Genomic DNA, 17,084 nt, shown 5'->3' with positions numbered 1-17,084 from the left:
CGGCCCTGCCGGCCTGCGCGCGCCGCAGCGCGACGCGCGCAGGCCGCGGCTCACCGGGTGGGCGCATCCCGGTCCAGCCCTTCGAGCAGCTTGGGATCGATCGTGGGGTCGAACCGAGCGCGCGCGAGCCGGGCGCGCGCCTCGCTGTAACGCCTCGCCATCCAGAGCGCCCGGATCCAGAGCACCCTCCGCTCCGAGGCGAAGGCGCTCGCCGGAACCTCGCGATCGTAGCGCTCGAGCTCCTGGATCGCCTGGACAGGATCGCGCCGGTTCACCGCATCGCTGCACAGCTTGAAGAGCGAGACGTCGAGGCTGCTGGCCAGTGAGAAGGCGTCGTTCGTGGGCGCGGGCGGCGCCGGCGCGCGGACGCGCGCACGCTTGCCGCCGGTGGCGCGCACCTGCGGCGGGCGGACGACAGGCGCAGGCGCGGCCGGCGGGGGTGGCTCCGGCGCGGCAGGGGGCGGCGGCGGTTCGGGGGGGGTCACCGCCATGACGATGGACCGGACAGGCATCACCTGCGGCGGAGGCGGCGGGTCCGGGGACCCCAGCCAGGCCGTGCCAGCGACGACGGTCGCCGCGGCCGTCGCGGTGACGGCGGGCGTCGCGCCGACGGTCGACCGCAGAGGGGCGAGGCGTCGCCATATCGCCTTGAGCCACGTCACGGCGTCGCCGACCCCCTTGCCGGCGCCGATGGTCGCCGTCTTGGCGCTGGCCACCTCGAACGCGCGCACCGACTCCTGCACGCCGCGGACGACCGCGAGCCGGACGTCCTCGGGTACGCGGGGCGCGATCCGCGCGGCGGCGAAGAGCGCCGCCACGTCGAGCGGCAGCACGCAGAGCGAGCCTTCCTTCTTCCGGTCCTCGCGCCTGCGCTTCACCACGATGTCGTGGAACAGCGAGAGGGCGCGCGCGCGCCACTTGTAGGCGGTGGACAGCGGGACGCCGCGCTGCTCCGCGAGCTCCGCCATCGGGATGCCGTCGAGGTCGTGAGCGACGAGGATCGAGTACGCGTCGACGTCGAGCTGCTGCAGGAGCTCGAGCACCATGAGCCGCTCCTGCTCCACCATGATTAGCTGGTCCGGGGGCTGGGACTGGTCGACGAGGGGCGGGAGCTCCTCGTCCGTCACCAGCTCTTCGTAGCGATGCTGGGCGCGCTCGCGGTAGTGCGCGGCGGTGTGGACCGTGATCCGGTTCAGCCAGCGCTCGGGTCGCGAGATCGCGGGGTTGTAGTTCTCGAAGCTCTGGTACGCAGAGAACAGGATGTCCTGCGCAAGATCTCCACGGTCGCGCAGAGGAATTCCCAGGCGGGTTAACCAGCGCCATACAAGCGCAAATGTCTTCGCACGAAAGAGCAGCTCAAAGGCTCGCTCCTTCTCGGGTGGTCCACCTTGGCCCGGCCGGCGAGGTCGCGTCATACCAGGCCAATTCCGGACGCCGGCGAGCGTTTGCCGGCCCGGGCACACCGCCCACGGCAGGCGCCGGCCCCGGGCCGCCGCTCCACGGCGCCAGAAGGCCGGAAATCGACGCGATCGCGCCGTGGGCGCTGCGCCGGGAGGCCGGGGATCACATCGATACATTGAATAAATTACACACAAACAATTCTTGCGACAAATTGTTGTACAGATAACATTAGCCCTGGGTTGGACGGGGCGGATGGGGCAACCTCAACCCGGGTTGGACGGGCAACCTCAACCTGGGTTGGACGGGCAACCTCAACCTGGGTCGGCAACCTCAACCTGGGTCGGCAACCTCGACCTGGGTCGGCAACCTCGGTCGGGCGGGGGCGGGGCGCGGCACAACCTGGGCGCAACCTGGTCGGGCGTGGCACAGCCCGGGTCGGGCACGGCACGCCCACGACGGCGAGCGATCCGCGCGGCCACCGGATCCCTCCGGGAGCCCCTGCGCCCCGGGTCCCATTCGAGGTGCGCCGCCAGGCGAATTGAGGCACTGTGCGATCGCCGCCCCCGGGTGGCTCACCCCCCATGAAGCTCGCCGACCTCTCTCTCGCTTCGATCGCGGCGACCTCGCGCCGCAACACCCTGCGCGACCTCTGGGACAGGCTGCACCGCCTGCCGGGAGGCAAGCGCCTGTTCAGCCGCCTCATCGGCGCGATGGCCCCCTACACGGACACCATCCGCGCCGACGTCGAGCTCCTGGAGCGCGGCCGCGCGGAGGTATCCATGCGCGACCGGCCCAGGTTGCGCAACCACCTCCGCTCGGTGCACGCCGTCGCGCTCGTCAACCTCGCCGAGCTCACCGGCAACACGGCCCTGTCCTACGCGCTGCCCGACGATGCGCGGTTCATCGTTGCCGGCCTCTCGATCGAGTACCTGAAGAAGGCCCGCGGCACGATCCGCGCCGTCTGCGAGTGCCCTGTCCCCGAGAGCAGCGAACGCAGGGAGTACCAGATCCCCGTGAGCCTCCGCGACGCGACCGGCGTCGAGGTCGCCCGCGCCACCCTCCGCAGCCTCGTCGGCCCGAAGAAGCAGGCTTGAGCCTCATACCAGACCTCCACACACACACGAGCCCTGAGCCTCGGAGAGCCACCTCACCTCATGGGTCGATTCTGAAGTTCCTACCCCCTGCGACATCCGGGTACGGAGCAGGAGCTCGAGTCGAATCCCGCGCTCGACAAAGGGCGCCCGGGATGTTTCGATCCTGTCTTATGGATAACCGCTCAACGATGGTGGCGCTCGCCGCGACAGGAATCAGCGTGTTCTTCGCGGCGTGTGGTGGAGCCGGCGGCTCGGTCTTCGGCGGCGGTGGAACCGGCGGAGATGCGGCGACGGCGAGCACGGGCTCGGACTCGGGCACGGGTGCTGGCGCGGGCTCGGGCTCGGACTCATCGGGGACAGGCTTTGGCACGGGCTCGGGCTTCGGGGACACCGGCGATGGCGGCGCGAGCTCCGGGACGCTCAGCAGCGGCGCGGGAGACGGCGCCGGCGGCGGCACGTCGTGCGCGGGCGAGACGAGCACGGCGGAGCTCGTGCCGCTCGACCTGTACATCATGCTCGACGCGTCGGGCTCGATGGAGGACCGGCTCCCGACGCGCGACACCAAGTGGGAGGCCGTCACCGAGGCGCTCGAGGCGTTCTTCACCGACCCGCAGTCCGCGGGGCTCGGCGTCGGGCTCCAGTACTTCCCGCTGCGCGATCCCGACGTGCCCGCGACGTGCACGTCGAACGAGGAGTGCGGCGCGCACGGGCCGTGCAAACTCCGTATCTGCCGGAACGACCCCCGACTGCGGTACTGCGCCACCGACGCGGACTGCATGCGCGGCGACAGCTGCGTCGCTCTCGGCGTGTGCAGCAGGAGCGGCAACCTGTGCACGGACCTGGGCGAGAGCTGCTACCGGGGCGGTATGTGCGAGGCGGTGACCGAGAGCGAATGCCAGAGCCCGCTCTCGTGCGACGCCGAGGTCTACGCGGCGCCCGCGGTCGACATCACGCCGCTCGACGCCGCGAAGGCCGAGGAGCTCATGGCGTCGATCGCCGCCCAGGATCCCGATGACGGGACGCCGACCGCCGGCGCCCTCGCCGGCGCGATCGAGCGGGCCCGCGCCCACGCCCTGGCGAACCCGACCCACCGCGTCATCGCGGTGCTCGCCACCGACGGGATGCCCTCCCTGTGCGATCCGCAGGACGGCGACGGCATCGCGGAGATCGCGAGCGCCGGGCTGAACGGCTCGCCGAGCATCTCCACCTTCGTGATCGGGGTCTTCGACGGCAACGACGACGGCGCCGAGGCCACGATGAACCGCATCGCCGAGGGCGGCGGGACGCAGGCCTTCTTCATCGACACGAACACGGACGTCTCGAGCGCCTTCCTCGAGGCGCTCAACGAGATCCGCGGCAAGAGCCTCGCGTGCGAGTACCAGGTCCCGACGCCGTCCGCCGGCCAGTCGCTCGACTACGGGACGCTCAACGTCCAGCACACGCCCCCGGACGGCGGCGCGCCGGCGACCATCTTCTACGTGGGCGACGAGGCGAGCTGCGACGCGGTGGCCGGCGGCTGGTACTACGACGTCGATCCCGCGACCGGCAGCAAGCCGACGAAGATCGTGATGTGCCCGGCGACCTGCTCGCAGTTCGGCAAGGGCGGGCAGGTCGAGCTCAAGGTCGGCTGCAAGACAGAGGTCCCGCCGGTCCGCTGAGCGGGCGCGCGCGCCCCTCCCCGCACCCGCTCCCCTCCCCGCCCCCAGCCCTGTTGCCAGCGTGATCGGGCCGTGCCCCGGCCAGGTGACGGCCGTGGTCGACCTCGGCCGCGGTCAACCTGGTTGCTCGCCGGCAGGCTCCCGAGGCCCGCCCACCGCGCGCGAGGTCGCGAGGCGGTCCGCGCGGGTGCGCAGCCAGAAGTAGCCCGCCGACGCGGCGAAGAGCGCCGCGCACACGAGGGCCATCGCGTAGCTGAACCCGAGGAAGAACTCGATCCACGAGCGCTTCGGCTGGCCGAAGCTCTTGTAGAGCAGCACCATCACGCTCCCCAGGTAGCCGAACGCGTCGGCCGCGGTGATCAGGAAGCCCGCGGTCGCCACCGAGCCCAGCGCCGCGATGAGCCGGTCGAAGAGCACGCAGTTGTACGGGACGTAGCCCACGTACAGCCCGAGCCCGACGCTGATCATCCACGCGACCGGGCCGATGACGCCGGCCTGGAAGAGCGCGGTGCTCCCTGCGACGAGCACGGCGCCGGCGAGCATGAGGCCGTGGACCGCGAGGAGCGCGGCGCGGTTGCTGCGGATGCCCATCATCAGCGCGACCGCGACGAGCGCGCCGATGGCCACGGGGATCTCGGCCGTCGTCAGGATCGCCGGCTGGTCGGCGTAGCCCACGGCGTCCCAGATCTCGCGGGCGAAGTTGTCGCGGAAATCGCGGTAGGCGGTGAGCACCATGTAGCCGACGACCAGGGTCACGAGCCCGCCCGCGTTCGCCAGGAAGAACGCGCGCCGCGCGGCGCGGTCCATGGGCGCGCGCCGGGTCCGGAGCGCCTCGTCGTCGGCCGAGGGCGGCGGGATCTGCGCGAGCATCCAGATCGACAGGAGCAGCGGCGGGAAGAAGAGCGCGCCGGTCAACGCCGGCATCCACGCCTCCGGCACCCCCCACCCGAGCGTCAGCTTGCCCACGGTCTTCACGAAGCCGCTCGCGACGATGAAGCTCACGCAGAGCCCGGCGCCGAGCAGGTCGCTGACGCGGCGCCCCTCGAGGAAGCCGAAGACGAGGCCCCAGACCATCCCGAGCGGCAGCCCGTTCAGCACGAGGAAGGCCGCGGCGTGGGGGGCCGGCGCGAGCGCGAACAGGACGAGCGCCGCCTCGCTCACGCCGATGCACGCGAGGATCGCGAGGGCGCGCCGCTCGGGGCGCATCTCGGAGACGATCTTGATGCCGAGGAACTTCGAGGCGCAGTACCCGAGCCCCTGGGCGATGAGGTAGAGGCTCTTCAGATCGAGCGGCGGGAGCAGCGGCAGCGCGACCGCGCCCTGGAAGGTCCCGACCGCGAACGGCTTGCGGAACGCGTACATGCAGAAGTACGTCGCGAACGCGGCGAGCACGGCGAACGCCGTGAACACCGGCGCGGGCGCTCGTTCGAGCCATCTCGTCACGCGTCGCTGGGCCGGCATGGGAGCTCCGAGGCAGGCGCGAGGAGGGCCGCGCGGCCCGAGGGTAGCCGCGCCCCGCGCGGGCGCGCGTGAATTTTCGGCGAGGCGCGCGGCCGGATCCGTCCCGTCTCCCCTGGCCCTGGCCGGGCGTCCGGCGGGCGAAGCGGGTACTGCGGCGAACCGCTCTTCGTGGGCCTCCGGGCCACCACCCGACGTGGAGCCAGGGACGGCGCGGCCGACGCGGCGCTACGCGCTCGCGCGCCGCGGCCGCGTCCCCTCGACGGCCCGGAGGACCATGCGCTGCTCCTCGGCCGATTCGCGGCACCAGCGAGGGTAGTCGCGCCGCGCCTCGTCGCGCTCGAGCTCGCTGAGCGCGCCGGCGGCGATCATCGCAGGGCCGCATGCGTCGATGACATGGAGCCAGATCTCGAGCGCCGCCTCGAAGCCCGGATCGCCCCGGCGCGCCGCTTCGTCCTGGTTCGTGACGCGGACGTCCGCGAGGCCGTGGGCCGCGAAGCGCTCCGCGAGGGTGTCGGCGAGGGAGTTCTCCATGCCGAGGCCCGCTCGCCACGCGAGGAACGCCGCGTAGAACCGCGCCACCGAGGCCGGAGGCTCCGGCCGCCAGCGCAGGCGCTCGTGGCTGTAGTCGAGCACGAGGATCGTGCCGCCCGGCTTCGCGGCCCGCGCCATGCGCGCGAGCGCCTCGTCGAGCCGCGGCACCCACTGGAGGGTGCGCGCCGCGGTGACCACGTCGAAGCGCGCCTCCGCGTCGAGGGTGAGCACGTCACCGCACGCGAAGGACAGGCCGGCCTGGCCGGCGAAGCGCGCCGAGGCCCGCGCGATGTGGCCTTCGTCCCGGTCCAGGCCGAGCACGGCGCCGCCGGGCCGCACCGCCTCCGCGATACCGCGGGTGATGCCGCCCGTCCCGCAGCCGATATCGAGCACCGACAGGCCCGGTCGGAGCAGCTCCGCGAGGCGACGGTGATCCTTGGCCAGGGTCCGACGGTCCAGGACCGCTCCCGACGACTGATGCTGCTGGACCCTGGCTGTGCGAGAGCATGGTCGAGGCCGAGCGGCTGAAAGTCAATGTCTGGCGGACGACCTCGACGGAACGCGTCGGCGGATGGCGCCGCGGGCGCCTGCCGCCCGCAGGGCGACAATGGCAGGAATTGCCCACGAGACACCGTCCGGCCTGTCGCCCTGTCGCCCTGTCGCCCTGTCGGCCCGCCGGCCTGTCGCCCCGGAGCGCGGTCGGGCGAGGCCCGATGTGCGGTTCACCGCTGTGGCGCAACGTCTCGATGGGGCGCCTCGTCGCCGGGCGATGGGGCAGTTTGCGACTCGGCGTCTGGGCGGACGCGAGGGCAGCGTTCCTGAAGGGGATGTGAAACACGACGCGGCTGGATCTGGAATGCGCCTTGCGACATCCGGGCGCGCTGGGGCCTCCGTTCCTTCTGGCAGCGCGGGAGCGGACAGGAGCGGATCACAGGGCGGCCTTTCTCTGCTGCCGCCATGCCTCGAGCGTCGACCGGATCATGGACGGGGAGCGACACGGGCGCGTCGCCGTGTCCCTCGTGTCGCACAGGGAGAGAACGGAGGGGTCATGCCTCATCGTCACGGATGGATCGACGAGGACAACAACGCCGGGCGAGGACGCGACCGCGAGGGGGCCGGGCGCCCCCCGGAACATCGGGGAGAGGAGGCGTATCGCAGCGAGCGCGGGGCCTCCGGGGATGCCAGCTACGGCCATCGCGGCAACTACGAGCAAGTGCTGCAGCGAGACGACGAGCCCCAGGCTCGGCGGGGCCGGCCGGGGGAGCACCGCGGCGGGTGGGCCGGGCAGGAGCTCGGCGGGCCGAGCTTCCACCCCGGCGGACAGCATCGCGGGCTCGGCGGCGCGCGCGGCCGCCCGCCCGAGGGATACAAGCGCCCGGACGAGCGGATCCGTGAGGACCTCTGCGAGCAGATCGCCGAGTGCCCCGATCTCGACGCGAGCGACGTCGAGGTGATGGTCCAGGACGGCGAGGTCACCCTCTCCGGCACCGTCCGCGAGCGCCGCTTCAAGCACCAGATCGAGGCGCTCGCGGAGCGCGTCTCCGGCGTGACCGACGTGCGCAACGAGATCCGGCTGCAGCGCGGCCAGCAACCGGGCGGGCCTGCGGCGCCCTGAGCCGAGCATCCGCTCACCCCAGCCTCGACCGGGAACGTCAAGCCTTTTCCACGGCGCGCCGGGCCGCAGATTTTGGCCCCATCGCCACCCTGCCTGTGATCCAATCGGAGCGCAGGTCGCGGGCGCCGCGTCGCGCGTCGATCTCTCCTGCGCCTGCCCCCTGCTCGCGTCTGCCCATGGCCGAGGTGCTCGCCGCGTCGCTCGTGTTCCCTGCCGTGCTCTTCACGGTCGTGCTCGCGCTCGCGCTCATCTACTGGCTGTTCGTGCTCGTGGGCGCGCTCGACCTCGACGTGCTCGGCGGCGCCCACGGCCACGTGGTGCCGGACCTCGAGGGCGTCGCCAAGGGCGCGCTCGAGGGCGTCGCCAAGGGCGCGCTCGAGGGCGCCGCCAAGGGCGCCGCGGAGGGCCTGGCCGACGGGGGCCATGGCCCGGATGGCGTCGGCTCGCTGCTCTCGGCGCTCGCGCTGCACCGCGTGCCGGCGACCGTGGCGCTCACGCTGATCGCGGCGTTCGGCTGGTTCACCAGCGTGCTCACGACCCTGCTCGCCGAGCCGCTCTGGGCGGGCCTCGGGCTCCCCCGCTGGGCGCTCGGCCTCGCGGTGCTCGTGGGCTCGCTCGCCGCCGCCCTCCTGCTCACCTCCCTGGCGGTGCGGCCGCTCGGCCCGCTGTTCGTGACGCGGCACGCCCCGTCGAAGCAGGACCTCGTGGGCCGCGTGTGCGTCATCTCCACCGGGCGCGTCGACCAGCGCTTCGGCCAGGCCGTGATCGACGAGGGCGGCGCGAGCCACATCCTCGACGTGCGGTGCGACACGCCCGGCGCCCTCCGCCGCGGCGACCGCGCGCTGCTCGTGAGCTGGAGCCCGGACGAGGGTGCCTTCGGCGTCGAGCCGCTCGATTCCCTGCTCGGCCCGCCCCCCGCCCTCGGAACGCGCGTCGCGCCCGTCGTGAACGAGGCGCGCGCCGCCTCCCCGGACGGATCCGAGGAGGAGAGCGCCCCCGCGGCCCGCGCGGGCGACGTGCGCCAGCGCGGCCGCTGAATTCCCGTCGCGCGGGAGGATTCGTGTACGCTCGGCCCCGAGGGGGCATCATCCGGCCCCCGACCCGGATCGGAGCGGGCCCGGGTGCGCGACCCTCGATCACGCGATCACGCGATCACGCGATCACGGGGGCCGGCGCCCTCCCCTCCGCCGCCAACGCGAAGGAGCCCCGCGTGCCCACTGTGACCGTCCCCCTGATCCTCGTCCTGGTCGGTGTCCTCGCCTTCCTCGTCCTCGGGATGCTGGTCATGTACGCCAAGTTCTACCGCCAGGTGGATCAAGGCAAGGCGCTGATCATCAACACGAGAGGCCAGGAGCCCATCGTCACCTTCACGGGGACCCTGGTCCTGCCGATCATCCACCGCGCCGAGTACATGGATATCTCGGTCAAGACGATCGAGATCGACCGGCGCGGCAAGGAGGGCCTCATCTGCAAGGACAACATCCGCGCGGACATCAAGGTCACCTTCTTCGTGCAGGTGAACAAGACCCAGGACGACGTGCGCACGGTGGCGCGGACCATCGGCTGCGCGCGCGCCTCGAACCCCGAGACGCTCGAGCAGCTCTTCGCCGCGAAGTTCTCCGAGGCGCTCAAGACCGTCGGCAAGCGCCTGAACTTCGAGGACCTCTACATGGAGCGGCAGAAGTTCAAGGACGACATCATCGACGTCATCGGCAAGGACCTGAGCGGGTTCGTGCTCGCCGACGCGGCGATCGACTACCTGGAGCAGACGCCCATCGAGCTGCTCGACAAGGACAACATCATGGATGCCGAGGGCATCCGGAAGATCACCGAGCTGACGGTCGCGCAGAACGTGCTCACGAACGATCTCCGCCAGAAGGAGCGGATGGAGATCGGCAGCCAGAACCTGAACTCCGACGAGGCGATCTTCCGCTTCGAGCAGCGCCGGGCCGAGGCGGAGGCGAAGAAGGCGAAGGAGATCGCCGTGGCGCAGGCGCGCGAGCAGAACGAGGCGGCCCGCATCACGAGCGAGGAGCGCAAGAAGACGCTGCTGCTCCAGGAGAAGAACGACGAGGAGGCCGCCATCGCCCGCGAGATGAAGGAGCGCGGCGCGCTGGTCGCCCAGAAGAACAAGGAGCGGGAGATCGCCGTCGAGACCGAGCGCGTGCAGAAGGCGCGGCAGCTCGAGGTCGTGAGCCGCGAGCGCGACGTGGCGCTCCAGCAGATCGCCCGCGAGAAGGAGCTCGAGGTCCAGAAGAAGGACATCGCCGACGTGATCCGGGCGCGGATCGCGGTCGAGAAGACCGTGGCCGAGGAGGAGGAGCGGATCAAGGACGTGCGCGCCGTGGCCGAGGCGACGCGCCTGAAGGACGTGACGCGCATCAACGCCGAGGCCGAGGCGCAGGAGCAGCTCGTCAAGCACATCAAGGGCGCCGAGGCGAGCGAGGAGGCGGCGAAGTTCCGGGCGCGCGAGAAGCTCATCACGGCCGACGCGGAGCTCGAGGCGAGCGAGAAGGCGGCGCGCGCGAAGATGCGGCTCGCCGAGGGCGTGCAGGCCGAGGCCGCGGCCGAGGGGCTGGCGCGCGTCCGGGTGAAGGAGGCCGACGCGCAGGCGGTCGAGAAGCAGGGGTTCGCCGAGGCGCGCGTGACGCTCGAGAAGATGCAGGCGGTCGCGGCCGGCGAGGAGAAGCAGGGCCTCGCGCGGGTGATCGTCAAGGAGGCCGAGGCGGTGGCGATCGAGAAGCAGGGGCGCGCCGAGGCGCTCGTCGCCAAGGAGCGGCTCCTCGCCGAGGCCGCCGGCATCGAGCAGAAGGGGCTCGCGGCCGCGAGGACGCGCGAGGCCGAGGCGCAGGCGCTCGAGAAGACGGGCCTCGCCGAGGCGGCCGCGATCAAGGAGCGGCTCCTGGCCGAGGCCGCGGGCACGGCGGAGAAGGCCGCGGCCATGAAGGCGCTCGACGGGATCGGCCGCGAGCACGAGGAGTTCCGCCTCCGCCTCGAGAAGGAGCGGGCGGTGGAGCTCGAGGCGCTGCGCATCCGCGCCGAGATCGCCCGCGCGCAGGCCGAGATCCTGCGCGGCGCGTTCGAGCAGGCGAAGATCAACATCGTCGGCGGCGACGGGGCGTTCTTCGAGCGGTTCGTCAAGGCGGTCAGCCTCGGCCAGGCGGTCGACGGGATGGTCGACCAGAGCGCGACGGTGCGCGCCCTCCTCGGCGACTACCTGAACGGCAACGCGAGCCTGCCCGAGGATCTGAAGCAGCTCGCCGGCCGCAACGGGCCGCCCTCGGGGAGGCCGGACGCCACGGTGTCCGGGATCCTGAGGGGGCTGCTCTCGAGCGCCGACGACGACGGGAAGAAGAAGATCCAGGCGCTCGCCGACAAGGCGCGGGAGCTCGGCCTCGACGACCTCGTGCAGCGGGGCCCGCGGGCCTGACACGGAGCGTGCATGGTGTCGACAGGGGCCCTGGATGGCGCGGCCCGGGCGGCGGGATCCCCCGCCCCGCAGGCGGCCGACTCGCTGGATGGCGGCAATTACGAGGTGATCCGCCGGCGCCTCGTCGAGCGCGCCGAGGAGCTGGGCCGCCGCGCGGAGGCGCTCAACGCGCGGCGCAAGGAGGTGTTCGGCGGCTCGGACCTCGCGCTCATCGAGAACGCGCGCGTCCGCACCGAGAACAACTGCCTGCCGCGCGACATCGTGAGCATCCGGGGCAAGCTGCTCGTCGGCTACCTCGTGTTCATGGGGTTGAAGGAGGTGAACGTCGGCGACGTCTTCAGCCTCCACCGCTTCACCAAGGCCGACGGCGCCCTCGACCTGTCGCCCGTCCCGCTCGACGAGGGCAGCGCCTTCCTGAGCGACCCAGGCTTCGTCAAGGAGTTCAAGGACCTCCACCGCTACGTCAAGGAGCCCCGGCTGCTCCAGCTCCGGCGCAGCGACACGCGGCTGCTCGCCATCTTCCAGGTCGGCGCCACCGAGCGCGACGTGAAGGTGTTCCGCTGGAGCATCGACCCGGCCGGGCGCGTCCGCTACCTCGACGCGCGCGGCGAGGAGGACAACGTGCGGCCGCGGCCGCACGACTTCGCCTGGACGCAGACCACGCGCGACGACCACGTGCACGGCAAGCACCCGCACGTGTCGATCGCCGGCGAGATCTTCGTCGAGACGGTCGGGGGCGACCTCACCGTCAAGATCGAGGACAACACGACGACGGGGCTCGGCATCTACCACGAGCCGGTCGACGACCCGGGCCAGGCGCTCGACGACGCCGACATCCAGTACGCCCGGCTCGGGCCGCTCATCCTGCTCAAGATCAAGCCGTTCCGGGAGCCGTCGTACCGCTACCTCGTCTACAACGGCCGCACCCGGAAGGTCACGCGCATCGACGCCATCGGGCACGCGTGCCTCAGCCTGCCGGAGGACCAGGGCATCGTCTTCCCGAGCGGCTACTACCTGGTCACCGGCGAGACGAAGCGCTTCGAGGGCGCCGCGGAGAGCCTCGAGTTCGAGCGGGCCATCCGCTCGCCCAACGGCGAGGACGTGCTCTACGTGTTCCACCGGGTCGTGGACGGGCGCTACGTGCTCCTCCCGTACAACCTGATCCGCAAGGAGGTCGCGACCCCGATCCAGTGCCACGGGTACAGCCTCTTCGACGACGGCAAGATGGTGATCTTCCGGGCCGTGGGCGACGAGCCGACGCGCGTCCACCCGATGCAGATCTGGCAGACGCCGTTCACGACCGCGGAGTTCGCGGCCTCGGCCCCGACCGACGGCTCGTACCTCGCCAAGGTGGGCAACGCCGATCTCGTGCGGGGCATCTCCGACGCGCTCAGCGTGCGGCGCGCGGCGATGAGCGCGTCGCCGACCCGCCAGACGTACGAGGATCTCATCAAGATCGCCGGGCGGATGATCGACGCCTACTACTGGCTCGGCCACGCCGAGGCGGGCGACCTCCTGTCGACCGTGAACGAGCTCCGGGCGATCTCCGAGAGCATCGTCGACGAGTTCGAGAAGGTCGAGGCCATCAAGGTGCGCGCGGCGGGCGCGCTCGCCGAGGCCGAGGCGGCGCAGCGGGCGCTGCTCGGCGGCGTGCGGCCCGAGGACGCGGCGAGCGTCGACGCGTTCCTGAAGGCGCTGACCGCGCTGCGGAGGCAGCGGGGCCACCTCATCACGCTGCGCGAGCTCAAGTACATGGACCTCGCCCGCGTCGACGCGCTCGAGGCCGAGATCGTCGCGCGGACCGACGAGGTGAGCGCCGCCTGCGTGACGTTCCTGCTCGGCGAGCAGGCGTTCCGCCCGCTGGCCGACCGGCTCGCCGCGCTCATCGCGCAGATCGAGGCGGTCGGCAAGTCGCCCGAGCTCGCGCCGTTCGCCGCGGATCTCGACGCCGTGAACGAGGGGCTCACGGTGCTCGCCGAGATCGTGGCGGGCCTGAAGGTCGACGATCCCACGGCCCGCACCCGGATCCTGGAGGGGATCAGCGAGGTGTACGCGCAGCTCAACCGGGCGCGCGCGACGCTCGGCGCCCGCGGCAGGGACCTCCGGGGCGCCGAGGGGCGCGCGGAGTTCGGGGCGCAGTTCAAGGTGTTCGGCCAGAGCGTGGCGAGCGCGATCGCGGCCTGCGACACGCCCGAGCGCTGCGACGCCGAGCTCTCGAAGCTGCTCGTCCAGCTCGAGGAGCTCGAGGGGAAGTTCGGCGAGTTCGACGAGTTCCTGGGCGAGCTCGCCCAGAAGCGCGAGGAGGTCAACGACGCGATCGCGGCGCGGCGGCAGGCGCTGCTCGACGAGCGGCAGCGGCGCGTCTCGAACCTCGTCGCCGCGGCCGACCGGATCGTCCAGGGGGTGGCGCGGCGGGCGCGCTCCTTCGCGGGCGTGGACGAGCTCAACACGTACTTCGCGTCCGATCCCATGGTCGCGAAGATCCGCGATCTCGCCGCCCAGCTCCACGCGCTCGGCGACAGCGTGAAGGGGGACGAGGTCGAGGCGCGGCTCAAGTCGGCGCGGCAGGACGCGCAGCGGGCGCTGCGCGACCGCGAGGATCTGTTCGAGGGCGGCGGCGGCGACGTCATCCGGCTCGGCCGCCACCGCTTCAACGTGAGCTCGCAGGCCCTGGAGCTCACGCTCGTCCCGCACGGCGGGGGGCTCGCGCTGCACCTCACCGGGACCGATTTCTTCGAGCCGATCGAGGATCCGGCGCTGGAGGCCGCGCGGGACCTCTGGGACCAGGAGCTCGCGAGCGAGACGCCGGCGATCTACCGGGGCGAATTCCTCGCGGGCTCGATGCTGATGGACGCGGAGGCGGGGCGGCGGGGGCTCACGATCGAGGGGCTCCGCGAGGCGTCGCTCGGCCCGGGCGGGCTGCTCGCGGCGGTGCGCGCGTACGCGGAGGGCCGGCACGACGAGGGTTACGAGCGCGGCGTCCACGACGCGGACGCGGCGCTCCTCCTGGAGCGGCTGCTCGCGCTGCGCGCGACCGCGGGGCTGCTCCGGTTCGGCAGCGCGCCGCGGGCGCTCGCGTGCCTGTACTGGGCGGGGCTCGACGCGCGCGCCCGGGAGCTCCTGCACCGGCGGGCGCGGAGCCTCGGCCGGCTCGCGGCGCAGCTCGGCGAGGACGAGGCGCGGGCGCGGCTCGCGGGCGAGCTCGCGGAGGGCGTGGCCGCGGCCGCGGTGGCGCACCGGCAGCGGCCGAGCGCGGCGGACGTGCGCGGCGCGGCGCGGTACCTCGTGGAGGAGCTCGCGGCGGAGCGGGTGCGGTTCGTGACGAGCGCGGCGGCGCTGGCGCTGCGCGACGCGCTGCTGGCGCACCTCGACGACGCGGGGGGCCGGGCGGCGCTCGAGGACGACCTGCGACAGCTCGAGAAGCACCCGGCCGAGCGGCTGGAGCTCGCGCTCGCCTGGCTCACGGGCTTCGCCGAGCGGGGCGCCGCGGCCGGCCACGACAGGGGCGCGGCGGTCGGCCGCGAGGGCGGATCCTCCGGGGAGCCGGGCGCTGCCCTGCGCGACCTCGCGCTCGAGGCGGCGGTCGTCGTGGTGACGGAGCGGCACGTGGAGCGGGAGCCCAGCGCGGCCGTGACCGAGGCCCGCGTGGAGGGGCTGCTCGGCCAGCACCCGCGCATCAAGGAGCGCGCGCTGGTCCTCCGCCTCGACGAGTTCCTGAGCAGGATCGAGGACTTCGTGCACGAGCGGCTGCCGCGCTACCGTGCCTACCGCAAGCTCCGGAGCGAGATCGTGCACCGGGAGCGCAAGCGGCTGCGGCTCGAGGAGCTCGCGCCGCGGGTGCTCACGTCGTTCGTGCGCAACCGGCTCATCGACGAGGTGTACCTGCCGCTCGTGGGCCAGAACCTGGCGAAGCAGCTCGGCGCGGCGGGCGACGCGAAGCGCACGGATCTGATGGGCATGCTGCTGCTCATCTCGCCGCCGGGCTACGGCAAGACGACGCTGATGGAGTACGTGGCGAGCAAGCTCGGCCTCACGTTCATGAAGGTGAACGGGCCGTCGCTCGGCCACGAGGTGACGTCGCTCGATCCGGCCGAGGCGCCGAACGCGACCGCGCGGCAGGAGGTCGAGAAGATCAACCTGGCGTTCGAGATGGGCAACAACGTGATGCTGTACCTCGACGACATCCAGCACACGAACCCGGAGCTCTTGCAGAAGTTCATCTCGCTGTGCGACGGGCAGCGCCGGATCGAGGGCGTGTGGCGGGGCCGGACGAGGACGTACGATCTCCGCGGCAAGAAGTTCTGCGTGGTGATGGCGGGCAACCCGTACACGGAGTCGGGCGCGCGGTTCCAGATCCCGGACATGCTGTCGAACCGGGCCGACACCTACAATCTGGGCGACATCCTCGACGGCAAGGAGGCGCTCTTCGCGCTGAGTTACCTGGAGAACGCGCTGACGTCGAACCCGACGCTCGCGCCGCTGTCGGGGCGCGCGCCGGGCGACACGCGCGAGCTCATCCGGATGGCGCAGGGCGAGGCGGTGGCGCAGACCGAGCTCGAGCACGCCTACTCCGCGGCGGAGGTCTCGGAGATCGTGAGCGTGTTCGAGCGGCTGTTCCAGGTGCAAAAGGTGCTCCTGTCGGTGAACCTGGAGTACATCAGGAGCGCGTCCCAGGACGACGCCTTCCGGACCGAGCCGCCGTTCAAGCTGCAGGGCAGCTACCGGAACATGAACAAGCTGGCCGAGAAGGTCGTGGCGGCGCACACGCGCGAGGAGATCGAGCGGCTCATCGACGATCACTACGTGAGCGAGGCGCAGACGCTGACGACGGGCGCGGAGCAGAACCTGCTCAAGCTCGCCGAGCTGCGCGGCCGGATGACGCCGGAGCAGCGGGCGCGGTGGGACGAGATCAAGAAGGGGTATCTGCGGCTCAAGCACCTGGGCGGCAAGGAGGAGGATCCGGTGGTGCGCGTGACCGGCACGCTCTCCATGCTGGGCGAGCAGCTCGAGGGCATCCGCGGGGCGATCGGGAAGGCGGCCGCGGTGGCGCAGGCGGGCGACCTGCGGGCGCGGGAGATGAAGCAGTGGCTCGCGCCGGAGATCGAGCGGCTCTCGGCGGCGCTCCGGGGGGTGGCGCAGCCGAAGGTGGAGGTGTCGGTCGAGGCGGATCGCTCGGCGTCGGAGCTGGTCGGCCAGCAGCTCTCGCTCCTGGAGCGGGTCGTCTCGCCGCTCGCGAAGGCGACGACGCAGAGCGCGTTCGGCATCCGGGCGATCGAGGCGCAGATCGCGGAGCTCGGGCAGGCGCTCCGGGCGATCGACGAGCGGGTGCGCGCGGCGGCGCGGCCGCAGAGCCAGCCGCCGCCGCCGCGGTTCGAGGCGCGGGTCGGGGCGGAGTCGGCGGCGAACTTCTACCGGACGGCGCCCGGGGCCGACGTCGTGGAGCAAGGCGGCATCTTCGTGCCGACCTCCCGGCAGCCGCCGGCGCGGGGGACGGCCGTGGCGATCAGGATCCCGTTCCCGGAGGGCGGCGAGATGGACGCGATGGCGGTGGTCGAGTGGACGCGCGAGTCGGAGGGCGACGGCCCCCCCGGGTTCGGGGCGCGCTTCGTGCGGCTGTCGGTCGAGCAGCGGGAGCTCGTGGAGCGGTTCGTGCGGCAAAGGGAGCCGATGCTGCGCGGCGGCTGAGGGGGCACACAGGCGCCGGGGGGCGGAGCCCGACCCAGGTTCGGCGGCGCCCGGCGGCGGAGCCCGACCCCGGCGGAGCCCGACCCAGGTTGGGCGGAACCGGACTCACCAAAGCGAGCAGGCGCACGCGGCAGAGGCCGCGTGGGGGGTAGAGCACCGTCCCGCGCGCATGGTATCAACGGGCCGCGACGCGTACCGCCATCAGGTGG

9 protein-coding genes are annotated in these 17,084 nt (G+C 72.4%); 6 read left to right on the top strand and 3 right to left on the bottom strand.

Translation table 11 applies throughout. The features are described 5' to 3' along the window. Window positions 1-50 precede the first annotated feature (50 nt). A complete protein-coding gene (locus WMF31_RS12620) occupies window positions 51-1,415 on the bottom strand; it encodes an RNA polymerase sigma factor (protein ID WP_436602183.1) in 1,365 nt (454 codons plus the stop codon). Between the two features lie 567 nt (window positions 1,416-1,982). Here WMF31_RS12620 and WMF31_RS12615 point away from each other — a divergent pair. Both WMF31_RS12615 and WMF31_RS12610 read left to right on the top strand, forming a co-directional pair. After that, window positions 1,983-2,495, top strand: coding sequence for a hotdog fold domain-containing protein (locus WMF31_RS12615; RefSeq protein ID WP_436602182.1), 513 nt, complete (start codon window positions 1,983-1,985; stop codon window positions 2,493-2,495). Window positions 2,496-2,665: 170 nt separating this feature from the next. Then, window positions 2,666-4,153 (top strand): hypothetical protein, encoded by a 1,488-nt coding sequence (locus WMF31_RS12610; RefSeq protein WP_436602181.1) that lies wholly within the window; start codon window positions 2,666-2,668, stop codon window positions 4,151-4,153. Between the two features lie 114 nt (window positions 4,154-4,267). Here the strand turns inward: WMF31_RS12610 and WMF31_RS12605 are convergent, their stop codons facing one another. Then, the gene (locus WMF31_RS12605) at window positions 4,268-5,614 is read right to left on the bottom strand and encodes a DUF5690 family protein (protein WP_436602180.1); all 1,347 of its coding nucleotides are present in this window, start codon (window positions 5,612-5,614) and stop codon (window positions 4,268-4,270) included. Window positions 5,615-5,839: 225 nt separating this feature from the next. After that, window positions 5,840-6,589: a class I SAM-dependent methyltransferase gene (locus WMF31_RS12600; protein WP_436606543.1), complete on the bottom strand. Its 750-nt coding sequence runs from the start codon at window positions 6,587-6,589 to the stop codon at window positions 5,840-5,842. Between the two features lie 604 nt (window positions 6,590-7,193). Between WMF31_RS12600 and WMF31_RS12595 the strand changes: the two genes are divergently transcribed. From WMF31_RS12595 to WMF31_RS12580, 4 genes are all read left to right on the top strand, one after another. Beyond that, window positions 7,194-7,760: a BON domain-containing protein gene (locus WMF31_RS12595; RefSeq protein WP_436602179.1), complete on the top strand. Its 567-nt coding sequence runs from the start codon at window positions 7,194-7,196 to the stop codon at window positions 7,758-7,760. 176 nt (window positions 7,761-7,936) lie between these two features. Further along, window positions 7,937-8,797, top strand: a complete 861-nt coding sequence (locus WMF31_RS12590; protein ID WP_436602178.1) for a glycine zipper family protein — start codon at window positions 7,937-7,939, stop codon at window positions 8,795-8,797. 173 nt (window positions 8,798-8,970) lie between these two features. Next, window positions 8,971-11,190 carry a hypothetical protein gene (locus WMF31_RS12585; protein ID WP_436602177.1) on the top strand — a complete coding sequence of 740 codons (2,220 nt, stop codon included), beginning with the start codon at window positions 8,971-8,973 and terminating at the stop codon, window positions 11,188-11,190. 12 nt (window positions 11,191-11,202) lie between these two features. Continuing rightward, window positions 11,203-16,875 carry a DNA repair ATPase gene (locus WMF31_RS12580; protein WP_436602176.1) on the top strand — a complete coding sequence of 1,891 codons (5,673 nt, stop codon included), beginning with the start codon at window positions 11,203-11,205 and terminating at the stop codon, window positions 16,873-16,875. Window positions 16,876-17,084: the final 209 nt, after the last annotated feature.

The sequence above is a fragment of the Sorangium sp. So ce1036 genome (assembly GCF_051369805.1).
GTDB classification, from domain to species: Bacteria; Myxococcota_A; Polyangia; order Polyangiales; family Polyangiaceae; genus Sorangium; species Sorangium cellulosum_F.
The sequence above is the reverse complement of the archived record's forward strand: the minus strand, read 5'-3'. Positions and strand labels throughout refer to the sequence as shown.

Excerpts from the sequence above, each read along its gene's own strand:
- WMF31_RS12610 (WP_436602181.1), top strand. The coding sequence starts at position 2,666 with ATGGATAACCGCTCAACGATGGTGGCGCTCGCCGCGACAGGAATCAGC.
- WMF31_RS12590 (WP_436602178.1), top strand. The coding sequence starts at position 7,937 with ATGGCCGAGGTGCTCGCCGCGTCGCTCGTGTTCCCTGCCGTGCTCTTC.
- WMF31_RS12580 (WP_436602176.1), top strand. The coding sequence starts at position 11,203 with ATGGTGTCGACAGGGGCCCTGGATGGCGCGGCCCGGGCGGCGGGATCC.
- WMF31_RS12620 (WP_436602183.1), bottom strand. The coding sequence starts at position 1,415 with ATGACGCGACCTCGCCGGCCGGGCCAAGGTGGACCACCCGAGAAGGAG.
- WMF31_RS12605 (WP_436602180.1), bottom strand. The coding sequence starts at position 5,614 with ATGCCGGCCCAGCGACGCGTGACGAGATGGCTCGAACGAGCGCCCGCG.
- WMF31_RS12595 (WP_436602179.1), top strand. The coding sequence starts at position 7,194 with ATGCCTCATCGTCACGGATGGATCGACGAGGACAACAACGCCGGGCGA.
- WMF31_RS12615 (WP_436602182.1), top strand. The coding sequence starts at position 1,983 with ATGAAGCTCGCCGACCTCTCTCTCGCTTCGATCGCGGCGACCTCGCGC.